This window comes from Roseateles sp. (assembly GCF_031397715.1).
Lineage (GTDB): Bacteria > Pseudomonadota > Gammaproteobacteria > Burkholderiales > Burkholderiaceae_C > Paucibacter_A.
In genome coordinates this window covers 1-11026 of sequence record NZ_JANNMI010000160.1, presented here as the reverse complement: position 1 = coordinate 11026, position 11026 = coordinate 1, and the positions used below count along the sequence as shown (strand labels likewise).

The 11026-nt window shown below is 63.8% G+C and carries 8 protein-coding genes, 1 pseudogene and 2 riboswitches; of the genes and pseudogenes, 5 read left to right on the top strand and 4 right to left on the bottom strand.

Annotated features, from left to right (window positions below):
• The 3 genes and pseudogenes from RMO57_RS07020 to RMO57_RS07010 form a co-directional block, all read left to right on the top strand.
• Positions 1-273: pseudogene (locus RMO57_RS07020) on the top strand (efflux RND transporter periplasmic adaptor subunit); the annotation flags it as partial.
• Positions 274-283: 10 nt separating this feature from the next.
• On the top strand, positions 284-2419 hold the full coding sequence (locus RMO57_RS07015; protein WP_310385356.1) for an efflux RND transporter permease subunit: 2136 nt from the start codon (positions 284-286) through the stop codon (positions 2417-2419).
• Positions 2413-3513: an efflux RND transporter permease subunit gene (locus tag RMO57_RS07010; RefSeq protein WP_310385355.1), complete on the top strand. Its 1101-nt coding sequence runs from the start codon at positions 2413-2415 to the stop codon at positions 3511-3513. Before RMO57_RS07015 ends, RMO57_RS07010 begins: the two co-directional genes overlap by 7 nt.
• A gap of 46 nt (positions 3514-3559) precedes the next feature.
• Here the strand turns inward: RMO57_RS07010 and RMO57_RS07005 are convergent, their stop codons facing one another.
• The 4 genes from RMO57_RS07005 to gcvT form a co-directional block, all read right to left on the bottom strand.
• Positions 3560-4948 (bottom strand): L-serine ammonia-lyase, encoded by a 1389-nt coding sequence (locus tag RMO57_RS07005; RefSeq protein WP_310385354.1) that lies wholly within the window; start codon positions 4946-4948, stop codon positions 3560-3562.
• Between the two features lie 86 nt (positions 4949-5034).
• The gene (gcvP, locus tag RMO57_RS07000) at positions 5035-7932 is read right to left on the bottom strand and encodes an aminomethyl-transferring glycine dehydrogenase (protein WP_310385353.1); all 2898 of its coding nucleotides are present in this window, start codon (positions 7930-7932) and stop codon (positions 5035-5037) included.
• A 76-nt stretch (positions 7933-8008) separates the two neighbouring features.
• Complete coding sequence (gcvH, locus tag RMO57_RS06995; RefSeq protein WP_310385352.1) at positions 8009-8386, bottom strand: glycine cleavage system protein GcvH; 378 nt, start codon at positions 8384-8386, stop codon at positions 8009-8011.
• A gap of 37 nt (positions 8387-8423) precedes the next feature.
• Positions 8424-9581 (bottom strand): glycine cleavage system aminomethyltransferase GcvT, encoded by a 1158-nt coding sequence (gcvT, locus tag RMO57_RS06990; protein ID WP_310385351.1) that lies wholly within the window; start codon positions 9579-9581, stop codon positions 8424-8426.
• Positions 9582-9637: 56 nt separating this feature from the next.
• A riboswitch (glycine riboswitch) is annotated at positions 9638-9747 on the bottom strand.
• Between the two features lie 16 nt (positions 9748-9763).
• A riboswitch (glycine riboswitch) is annotated at positions 9764-9869 on the bottom strand.
• Positions 9870-9915: 46 nt separating this feature from the next.
• On the opposite strand from gcvT, the gene RMO57_RS06985 reads away from it, so the two are divergent.
• Together RMO57_RS06985 and RMO57_RS06980 are read left to right on the top strand one after the other, a co-directional pair.
• Positions 9916-10245, top strand: a complete 330-nt coding sequence (locus RMO57_RS06985; RefSeq protein ID WP_310385350.1) for a hypothetical protein — start codon at positions 9916-9918, stop codon at positions 10243-10245.
• A 17-nt stretch (positions 10246-10262) separates the two neighbouring features.
• On the top strand, positions 10263-10529 hold the full coding sequence (locus tag RMO57_RS06980) for a hypothetical protein (RefSeq protein ID WP_310385349.1): 267 nt from the start codon (positions 10263-10265) through the stop codon (positions 10527-10529).
• Positions 10530-11026: the final 497 nt, after the last annotated feature.

Genomic DNA, 11026 nt, shown 5'->3' with positions numbered 1-11026 from the left:
GCCGCCGTGACCAGCAATGCGGGTCAAGACGGGGTCTGGCTGATCGAGAACGGCGCCTTGCTGCGTCGCATCGTCACCACCGGCCGCAGCGATGCGCGCAAGGGCAGGGTCGAGGTGCTGCAGGGTTTGGCGCCGAATGCGCAAGTGCTGGCGGCCCGCTTTGACAATCTGCGTGAAGGTGCCAAAGCGACCGTCGTGGTGAGCAAAACCAAGGTGGCCGAAGCCGCCAACACCGCCAACACCGCCAACACCGCCCCGGCCGCGTCGAACTGAGGATCAGACCATGTGGATGACCAAAGTTTCGATTCAAAACCCGGTCTTCGCGACCATGGTGATGGTGGCGCTGTGCGTGCTGGGTATCTTTTCGTACAGCAAGCTGGGCGTGGAGAACATGCCCGATATTTCCATTCCCGTCGCCTCGGTGGACGTGCGCTATCCGGGCGCCTCGCCCGAGGCGGTCGAGCGCGAAGTGGCCAAGCCGCTGGAAGAAGCGCTGAACACGATTGCCGGCGTCGAGAAGGTGATGTCGCGCAGCTTTGAGGGGCGTGTGCAGGCGCAGGTCGAGTTCGGCCTCAATACGGATATGGGTAAAGCAATGCAGGAGGTGCGTGACCGCGTCGCCGCCGCTCAGGCCGCCTTCCCCAAGGACGTCAAGACGCCGACCGTGGCGCGCGCGCAGATCGAGGACAACCAGCCGATCGTGCTGGCGGCCTTGATGAGCAAGACGCGGCCGGCGCGTGAGCTGTCGATGATGAGCGAGCTGATCATCGCCAAGCGTCTGGGCCGGGTCGACGGCGTGGCGCGGGTCGACGTCAGCGGCATGGTGCTGCGTGAGGTGCGCATCGATCTGGACCCCTTGCGTCTGCGCGCTTACGGCGTGACGCCGGCGGAGATTTCGACCGCACTGCGCGAGGCCAATAGCGACCAGCCGGTTGGCCTGATCTCGGACCAGACGGCGGACGCGATCCTGCGCGTCGAGGGTCGGGTCAAGGACCCCAAGCAGTTCGCCAATATCGTCGTCGCGCGGCGCGGCAATCTGGTGCTGACCCTGGGCGACCTGGGTACCCTGGTCGAGCGTGAGCGTGAGCCCGACAGCCTGGCCCGCATCAATGGCGCTCAAGCGGTCACGTTCAGCATCTTCAAGCAGCAAGACTCCAATATCGTGACCACCGGCGATGGCGTCAAGGAAGCGATGGAAGAGCTGCGCAAGAGCCTGCCCAAGGACGTCGAGCTGAACCTGATCTATGCGTCCAGCGACAACGTCAAGAACTCGCTCGAAGGGCTCAAGCACACCCTGGTCGAGGGCGCCTTGCTGACGGTGGCGATCGTATTCTTGTTCCTGCACAGCTGGCGTTCCACCATCATCACCGGCCTGACGCTGCCGATCGCGGTGATCTCCAGCTTCATCGCCGTGCACGCTCTGGGCTTCACGCTGAACTTCATGACCATGATGGCGCTGAGCCTGTGCATAGGCCTGCTGATCGATGATGCCATCGTCGTGCGCGAGAACATCGTCCGCCATGTAGCCATGGGCAAGGACCACCGCACCGCCGCCTTCGACGGCACCAACGAGATCGGCCTGGCCGTGATGGCCACCACCTTCGCGATCTGCGCGGTGTTTGTGCCGATCGCCTTCATGGGCGGCATCATCGGCAAGTTCTTCTATCCCTTTGGCATCACCGTGGCGGTCGCGGTGCTGGTGAGCTTGTTCGTTAGCTTCACCTTGGATCCGATGCTCAGCTCGATCTGGAAGGACCCACCGAGCACCTATTTGAAGCGCGTGCCGGTGATCGGCCATCTGATCCGCGCCACCGACCGCGGCATGGACCTGTTGCACATCGCCTACGAGCGCGCCATACGCTGGGCCTTCTCGGGCCGGCGTTACCGGATGTTGATGCCGCCGCTGCCAGCCTTTGGTCGCCCGTTCAGCGCCGACGGCCTGCGTGATGCCGCACAGCCGCGCCGCCTGCGCTTTGCCACCATCACGCCGCGCGGCCTGGTGATGGCCACCGGTCTGGCCAGCTTTGTGGTGGCCTTGGGGCTCACGCCCTTGGTCGGCAGCGAGTTCGCGCCCAAGACCGATGACAGCTTCATCCAGGTCAATCTGCGCATGCCGGTCGCCTCCAGCCTGGAGCGCAGCAATATCAAGGTCGCGCAGATCGAAGAAATCCTGTCCCAGTACAAGGAAATCAAGACCGTCTCGACCAGCGTCGGCGGTACCGGCGAGGGCATGACGACCGGCCGCAACCAGGCCACCCTGAGCATTGCCTTGGTCGACAAAAAGGACCGCAAACGCAGCCAGAAGGAGTTGGAGGACGCCTTCCGCGCCGACATCGCCAAGCTGCCCGGTGTGGACGCCAGCGTCGGCGGCGACCGCTCGATCTGGATCCCATCCTGGGCACCGACCCGAACGTGCTGACCGAGGTCGCCAATGACCTGGTGGCTCGGATCAAAAAAGTGCCCGGCGCGGTCGATGTGGAAACCACCGTCAAGCCCGGCCTGCCGGCCTATGCCGTCAAGCTGAAGGAGTCGGCCATCCGTGAGCTGGGCCTGACCGCGCCGCAACTGGCCGCCTCGCTGCGCGCCTATGTGAACGGCGATGTGGCGACCTACTGGACCACGCCGGACGGCAATCAGGTCGAGGTGCTCTTGCGCCTGCCCATTGAGCAGCGTCAGCGGATTGATCAGATGCTCAAGCTGCCGGTCGCCTTTGCCAAGGACGGCTCGCCGATCTCGCTGGACCAGGTCGCCACGATTGAGCCGGTCTTCAACCCCGAGGTGATTCGCCGCCAGAACCTGCAACGCCGCGAGGCGGTGTTTGCCGGCACCGAGGGCCGCCCGTCCGGCGATGTCAATGCCGATGTGCAGAAGATGATCAAGACCCTGGAGTTGCCGCCCGGCGTCAGCTTCAATGTCGACGGCGCCGGCAAGCAGCAGGCCGAGGCCTTCAAGGGCTTGCTGGCGGCGATGGGTCTGGCCGTTATCTTCATCTACATCGTGTTGGCCAGCCAGTTCGGCAGCTTTGTGCAGCCGATTGCCATCATGGCTTCCTTGCCCTTGGCCTTGATCGGCGTGATGCTGGCCCTGCTGATCACAGGCTCGACGCTGAATGTCTTTTCGATGATCGGTTTGGTGATGTTGATGGGCTTGGTCAGCAAGAACGCGATTTTGCTGATCGACTTTGCCAACCAGGCCCGCAAGGGCGGGGCGACCATCCCTGAGGCGCTGTTGCAAGCCGGCTTGGTGCGCATGCGGCCCATCATCATGACGACGGCGGCGATGGTGTTCGGTATGTTGCCGATGGCGCTGGCCTTCAACCAGGGCGGTGAAATTCAGGCACCGATGGGCCGCGCCATCATCGGCGGCGTGATCACCTCGACGCTGCTGACCCTGATCGTGGTGCCGGTGCTGTACTCGTATTTGGTGCGGGAGCGCAAGCCGAAGCTGAAGGCCGAGGCCAGCCACTCAGCGTCCGTGGCGGGCATGACGCTGGCGCCGGGTGGGGATGATTGAGGAGGGCGGGGCGGCTAGGGTCAGGGTCGCCTCGGCCGCCTCGACTTCAGCACTCCACAATATTCACCGCCAGCCCGCCGCGCGCGGTTTCCTTGTACTTGGTCATCATGTCGGCGCCGGTGTCGCGCATGGTTTTGATGACCTTGTCGAGGCTGACGAAATGGGTGCCGTCGCCGCGCAAGGCCATGCGGGCGGCGTTGATGGCCTTGACGGACGCGATTGCATTGCGCTCGATGCAGGGGATCTGTACCAGGCCGCCGACTGGGTCGCAGGTCAGGCCCAGATGGTGCTCCATGCCGATCTCGGCGGCGTTCTCGACCTGCTCCGGCGTGCCGCCCATCACCTGGCAGAGCGCGCCGGCCGCCATCGAGCAGGCCACGCCGACCTCACCCTGGCAGCCGACCTCGGCGCCCGAGATCGAGGCGTTTTCCTTGTACAAGATGCCGATGGCCGCGGCCGTTAGCAAGAAGTCGATCACGCCGTTCTCATTCGCGCCGTGATAGAAGCGCGTGTAGTAATGCAGCACGGCGGGCACGATGCCGGCCGCGCCATTGGTCGGCGCGGTCACGACGCGGCCGCCGGCGGCGTTTTCTTCGTTGACGGCCAGCGCGTACAGGTTGACCCAGTCCATCACTATCAAGGGGTCACGCAAGGCCGCTTCGGGGTTGACCGTTAAATCGCGATGCAACTGCGCGGCGCGGCGCTTGACCTTGAAGCCGCCCGGCAGCACGCCCTCGGTCTTGCAGCCGCGCACCACGCAGTCCTGCATGGTCTGCCAGATTTTCAACAAGCCGGCGCGGGTTTCGTCGTCGCTGCGCCAATGGCGCTCGTTGCGGCGCATGATTTCGGCAATGCTGATGCCGTGTTCCTTGCAGATCACCAGCAAATCGTCACCGCTGTGGAAGGGGTAGGGCAGTACCTGCGAATCGGGGGCAATCACCTTTTGTTTGCTGCCGTCGGCCGCCACTTCGTCGCTGACGATAAAGCCGCCGCCGACCGAGTAATAGGTGCGCTCTTGAATTTCCAAATCGTCCGCATCGTAGGCCGTGAAGCGCATGCCGTTGGCATGAAAGGGCAGGCTTTGGCGGCGGAAGAACACCAGGTCCTTGGCCTCGTTGAAGGCGATCGGGTGTTCGCCCAGCAGGCTCAAGCTGCCGTTGCGTATGCCGTCCAGGTAAATTGCCACTTGCTCGACATCCACGCTGTCCGGCTCATGGCCGGCCAGACCCAGCAGCACCGCTTTGTCGGTGCCGTGGCCCTTGCCGGTGGCGCCCAACGAGCCATACATCTGCGAGACCACACGGCTGGTTTTGTCCAGCAAGCCCTCATGGCGCAAGCGCAGCGCAAACAAGCGTGCGGCGCGCATCGGGCCGACGGTGTGCGAGCTGGAGGGCCCGATGCCAATCTTGAACAAGTCGAAAACTGAGACGGCCATGCGGACTCCAACAAATGTGTGTGTGCGAAAAAAAACCGACGGCGCGGCAGTGCTGCGCGCAGTCGGTTCGAGTGACTAGGGACCGATCAGGCCGCGTAGTCGCTCATCGGGGGGCAGGAGCAGGACAGATTGCGGTCGCCCCAGACGTTGTCGACCCGGCCCACCGGCACCCAGTATTTCTGGCGCCGCAGCGTGGCAACCGGATAGGCGGCCTCTTCGCGGCTGTAGCTGTGCGGCCATTCGGTCTTCAGCAAGGCCTCGGCGGTGTGCGGCGCATTCACCAGTGGGTTGTCTTCGCGCGGCCAAGTGCCGTCGGCCACCTTGGCGATCTCGGCGCGAATAGAAAGCATCGCATCGCAAAAACGGTCCAGCTCGAACTTGGACTCGCTCTCGGTCGGCTCTACCATCAAGGTGCCCGCCACGGGGAAGGACAAGGTTGGCGCGTGGAAGCCATAGTCGATCAGGCGCTTGGCCACATCTTCGGCACCGACGCCGGTCGCATCCTTGAGCGGTCGGATGTCCAGAATGCACTCATGCGCGACGCCGCCGCCCTTGAGGCCGGCGATATTGCTGCTGAAGTGAATGTCATAGGCTCCGGCCAGGCGCGCCGCCACGTAGTTGGCCGACACGATGGCGACCTCGGTGGCTGCTGCTAAGCCGTCGGCGCCCATCATGCGGCAATACATCCAGCTGATCGGCAAGACGGCCGCGTTGCCTAAGGGCGCTGCGGAAACCGCGCCAATTGCGGTCTCACTGACATAACCGCCCGAACGGTGTGTCGGCAGATAGGGCACCAAATCGGCCACCACGCAAACCGGGCCCACGCCGGGTCCGCCGCCGCCATGCGGAATGCAAAAAGTTTTGTGCAGGTTCAAGTGCGACACGTCGCCGCCGAACTCGCCGGGTGCGGCCACGCCGACCAAGGCGTTCATATTGGCGCCGTCGACATAGACGCGACCACCATGGCTCTTCACCAACGCGCAAATCTCCTTCACATGGGTGTCGAAGACGCCGTAGGTGGAGGGGTAGGTGATCATGATGGCGGCTAGCGATTCGCTGTGCAACTCGCACTTGGCCTTCAGGTCGGCCAGATCAATATTGCCATCCTTGTCGCACTTGGTCACGACCACGCTCATACCGGTCATCTGCGCCGAGGCCGGGTTGGTGCCGTGCGCCGACTCGGGGATCAGGCAGATCTTGCGTTGGCCCTCGCCACGCGCCTCGTGGAAGGCCTTGATCGCCAAGAGGCCGGCGTACTCACCTTGCGAGCCGGCGTTCGGCTGCAAGGAGATGCCGGCGTAACCGGTGGCTTGGCATAACCAGGCGGTCAATTGTTCGTTCAGCAGCGCATAACCCTTTAACTGATCGTGTGGCGCGAACGGGTGAATATTGGCGAACGCTGGCCAGGTGATCGGGATCATCTCGGCGGTCGCGTTCAGCTTCATCGTGCAAGAACCGAGCGGAATCATCGTGCGGTCCAGCGCCAAGTCCTTGTCCGACAGGCCGCGCAGGTAACGCAGCATTTCGGTCTCGGAGTGGTAGCGGTTGAAGACCGGGTGAGTCAGATAGGCGCTGGCGCGCAGCAGCTCGGCCGGGATCAAGCTGGCCACGCCTTTTTCGAACGCGCTGAAGTCCGCCACCGCCTTGCCGGCCGAGAACACCGCCAACAAAGCCTGCAAGTCGGCTCGGGTGGTGGTCTCGTCCAGCGAGATGCTGACCGCGTCGACCGCAGCCCGGCGCAGGTTCATGCCGGCCGCGACTGCCGCCGCCAGGATGCCGTCGGTCTTGCCGCCGGTGTTGATGGTGAGCGTGTCAAAGGCGGTCGCATTGGCCAGCGTCCAGCCCAGGCCTTGCAGGCTCTGCGCCAACACTGCCGTGAAGCTGGCCACGCGCTGGGCGATGCGCTTCAGGCCGACCGGGCCGTGATAGACCGCGTACATGCTGGCGACCACGGCCGGCAGCACCTGGGCGGTACAGATATTCGAGGTGGCTTTTTCGCGCCGGATATGCTGCTCGCGGGTCTGCAGCGCCAGGCGATAGGCCGGCGCGCCATGCACGTCGATGCTGACGCCCACCAAGCGGCCGGGCAGGCTGCGCTTGTACTCGTCCTTGCAGGCCATATAGGCGGCGTGCGGGCCGCCGTTGCCCATCGGCATGCCGAAGCGCTGGGTGTTGCCCACGGCAATGTCGGCGCCTTGTTCGGCGGGCGACTTGATCAGGGTCAGCGCCAGCAGGTCGGCGGCCATGATGACGATGCCGCCCCGGGCCTTGTACTTGGCAATCCAGTCCCGGTAGTCGCGCAGCACGCCGTTGACGCCGGGGTACTGAAGCAGCACGGCGAAGCTGTCGTGCGCCAGCGCTTCGTCGCCGCTGCAAACGCGCACCTCAAGTCCCAGTGGCTTGGCGCGGGTCTGCACCACTTCCAGTGTTTGCGGCAGCACGTCGTCGGCGACATAGAAGACTTGCGACTTGCTCTTGCCCACGCGCAGCGCCAAGGTCATCGCCTCGGCGGCGGCGGTCGCTTCGTCCAGCATCGAGGCGTTGGCAATGGCCATGCCGGTCAGGTCGGTGACCATGGTCTGGAAGTTGACCAAGGCCTCCATGCGGCCCTGCGAAATTTCGGCCTGGTAGGGCGTGTAGGCGGTGTACCAGGCGGGGTTCTCAAGGATGTTGCGCAGGATGACGCCGGGCGTCAGGGTGTCGTAGTAGCCCTGGCCGATATAGCTCTTCAAAACCTTGTTCTGCTCAGCCAGTGCCTTCAGCTCGGCCAATGCCTGGGCTTCGGAGGCAGCCGCCGGCAGCACCATCGCATGGCTGCGCTTGATACTGGCGGGCACCACCGCATCGATCAGCGCACGGCGTGAGGCGGCGCCGATCACCGACAACATGCCGGCTTCGTCGGCTGCATCGGGGCCAATGTGGCGGGCATGGAACTCGGCGGCGTTTTCCAGCGCGGCCAGCGGTTTGTTAGCAGACATCAACATCGCAAATCCTTGCAAGCGGGGCCGCACTCGTGGTGCGACCCGACTCAAATCATTTAAATCTTCGGGCAGCAATCAATCAGCTGTTCTTGACCAACTCGTCGTAGGCGGCGCTGTCCATCAGGCCGTCCAACTCGGCAGTATTGCTGAGCTTGACCTTGAAGAACCAGCCGGCCTTCAGCGGGTCGCTATTGGCCAGCGACGGGTCGTCGCGCAGCGCTTCGTTGACTTCGGTGATTTCGCCACCCACCGGCATATAGACGTCGGCCGCTGCCTTGACGGACTCAACCACACCGGCCACTTCCTTGGCCGCAAAGCTGCTGCCGACCGAGGGCAGGTCCACAAACACCACGTCGCCCAGCGCGTCTTGCGCGTGCACGGTGATGCCCACGGTGACGACGCCGTCGGCTTCGATCTGGACCCATTCGTGGTCATGCGTGTACAAAGTTTTGCTCATGTCTTGCTCCAGGTTTCGAAGGGAAAGGGAAGAAAAATTAACCGCGGAAATAACCGTTAGGTGTGAACGGAGTGCTGCTGACCGTCATCGGCGTGCGCTTGCCGCGCACGATGGCGAACACCTCGACTCCCACAGCCGCATAGTCTTTGCGCAGATAGGCCAGGGCGACTGGCTTAGCCACCGTGGGGCCCAGCGTGCCGCTGGTGACGACGCCGACCTCTAAGCCATCAGCATTGACCAATTTGGCGCCTTCACGCACCGGCATGCGCTCCGAGCTGACCAAGCCGACGCGTTTGCGAGCGGCTCCACCGGCGAGCTGGGCGTCGACAACGGCCGCGCCCGGATAGCCGCCAGCGCGCGCACCACCGGCGCGGCGCACCTTTTGAATCGCCCAGGTCAGCGAGGCTTCGACCGGCGTGGTTTCGGTGTTGATGTCATGGCCATACAGGCACAGGCCGGCTTCCAGGCGCAGCGAGTCGCGCGCGCCCAGGCCGATCGGCTTGACCTCCGGCTGGGCCAAGAGCTTGCGGGCCAGCGCCTCGGCTTGATCGCCGGCGACCGAGATCTCGAAACCGTCTTCGCCGGTATAGCCGGAGCGGGTCAGGAAGGTTTCAATGCCGTCCAGCTTGAAGAAGCCGCCGGTCATGAAGGTCAGCTTGGCAACCTCAGGATTCAGGCGCGACAAGGCGGCCACCGCTTGCGGGCCTTGCAGCGCCAGCAAGGCTTGGTCCGGCAGCGGCAAGACCTGGCACTTGTGTTCCGAAAGCGCGCCAATCTTCGCCTGCATATGGGCGATGTCCTGCAGCTTGCAGCCGGCATTGACGACGACAAACAGGTCGTCCGGGCGGCGCGCGATCATCAAGTCATCCAAGATGCCGCCGGCCTCATTGGTGAACAAGGCGTAGCGCTGTTTGAACAGGCCCAGATCGATCACGTCGACCGGGACGATGGTCTCCAGCGCGGCGCTGGCACCGTCACCCTTGAGCAAGACCTGGCCCATGTGCGAGACGTCGAACAAGCCGGCCGCGGCGCGCGTGTGTTTGTGCTCGGCCATCACACCCGTAGCGTACTGGACGGGCATGTCGTAGCCGCCGAACGGCACCATCTTGGCGCCCAGTTCAATGTGCAGCGCGTGCAGCGGCGTCTTCAGTAGGGGGGCTGTGTCGGAGTTGGAACCGGAACTGGAGCTGGACATGGACGGAATCCTTCGAGGGCAGTCAACTGACCTACTCCTATCAAGGAGTAGGGGGGGATGCCCTCGCTGTCCGCTTTACTTGAGAGATTGGCCGCCGGCGTATCGCCTGCAGCTTGCCCCTTCAGTGGACGGGCTCAAAGACCCGTCTCTCTCCAGTGAGGACGCCCGACGTTTTGTGAACGGGCGTTTTATCAGTCCTTTTGCCTGAGCGTTCGCAGCGTGGGTTCCCCAGTGCCACTGCGCCTTCGGCGGCTCCCTGTTTGGGGAACTCTCTCCTGACGGGGAGTATTGTAGCCATGGTTTCGCGCGCCTAGTCACCGCGGCGACCCACCCATTGCGGGCGAATCTAACGGCGCGCACGCTGCAAACCGATTTGCGCTTGCCCGGCGACGAACTCATCGCCAAGCATTGCTTGGTCGTCCCCGCCGCACGCAGCCCCGGCGCGCCGGCCGAGGCGCAAAAAATCAACCGGTCCATCCTGGTGCCCAGCCTGCCGGCAAGGCGAGCGCTGCGCCAGCGCCTGCTCGACATCCTTGAGCCGCAGGTGGCACGCTTTCCCGATGCCGAGCAGTTGGTGTTGAAAGACAACCGCAGCCGCCAATATGGCCCCAAGCTGCGTACGAGTTTGGCGCAGACGCCGCGACGGCCTACTTCGCGATCATGAGGGCATGCAGGCCAACGATGTGGTGCTGGCCCCGCAAGACCCGGCCCTGGCGCGGAAAATCAGCCGCTGGCATTTCGAACTGCGGCGCGGTGCCGCGGTTTTTTTTGTTGCGCGCCCTGTCCGACTGCCCGACCGACGTGGACGGTGTGCCGGCTCCAAAAGGCCTGGACGTGCCGATTGCCGTCGGTAGCCGCATCGACGTGGCCAATGCCTTGAGCCTGGTGTTGATGGCGCCGCAGCAGCTGGACGCGGGCACGCAGCTGAGTGTGGCGCGGCAACGCTGACGCGCAAGCGGCTGTTTGTTGGCGCTGGAAGTGGCTATGCTGACGGCCTGGATTTAACCCCGCCAAACCATGCCGTTCTCGCCTGAATTCCCTGCTCTCAGTCGCTGGTTCAAGAACCCGCCCGGCGCTACCCAGGTAACGCGGGGCGACAGCGTTGGCGCGCAACTCTGCTTGAGCGAAGCGACCGGCGATGACGGTCTCCAAGCGCGCTTGCGCTGCACGGCGCGGGCTATGGCCGACGGCACCGACTTGTCTCGGCTGGATGAGCAGCAACTGCTTGACTTGCTATCGCCATGGTTGGCCGACGGGTGGCTGCATCTAGGTTCGGCAAAGCCCGCGGCCTATCAGCTGGTGCCGGTAGCGGCACCTGCAGGTACAGTTACAGTAACGCTTGTAGCCGTGGCTGCCGAAACAATTGCCACAGTTCCATTAAATTTTACACTGTCCTTGTTTTTATACACTAATAAAGTACAAGTACTGTAACTTGTTCTTGTAGA

Excerpts from the sequence above, each read along its gene's own strand:
- RMO57_RS07015 (WP_310385356.1), top strand. The coding sequence starts at position 284 with ATGTGGATGACCAAAGTTTCGATTCAAAACCCGGTCTTCGCGACCATG.
- RMO57_RS07005 (WP_310385354.1), bottom strand. The coding sequence starts at position 4,948 with ATGGCCGTCTCAGTTTTCGACTTGTTCAAGATTGGCATCGGGCCCTCC.
- gcvP (WP_310385353.1), bottom strand. The coding sequence starts at position 7,932 with ATGTTGATGTCTGCTAACAAACCGCTGGCCGCGCTGGAAAACGCCGCC.
- gcvH (WP_310385352.1), bottom strand. The coding sequence starts at position 8,386 with ATGAGCAAAACTTTGTACACGCATGACCACGAATGGGTCCAGATCGAA.
- gcvT (WP_310385351.1), bottom strand. The coding sequence starts at position 9,581 with ATGTCCAGCTCCAGTTCCGGTTCCAACTCCGACACAGCCCCCCTACTG.
- RMO57_RS06980 (WP_310385349.1), top strand. The coding sequence starts at position 10,263 with ATGTGGTGCTGGCCCCGCAAGACCCGGCCCTGGCGCGGAAAATCAGCC.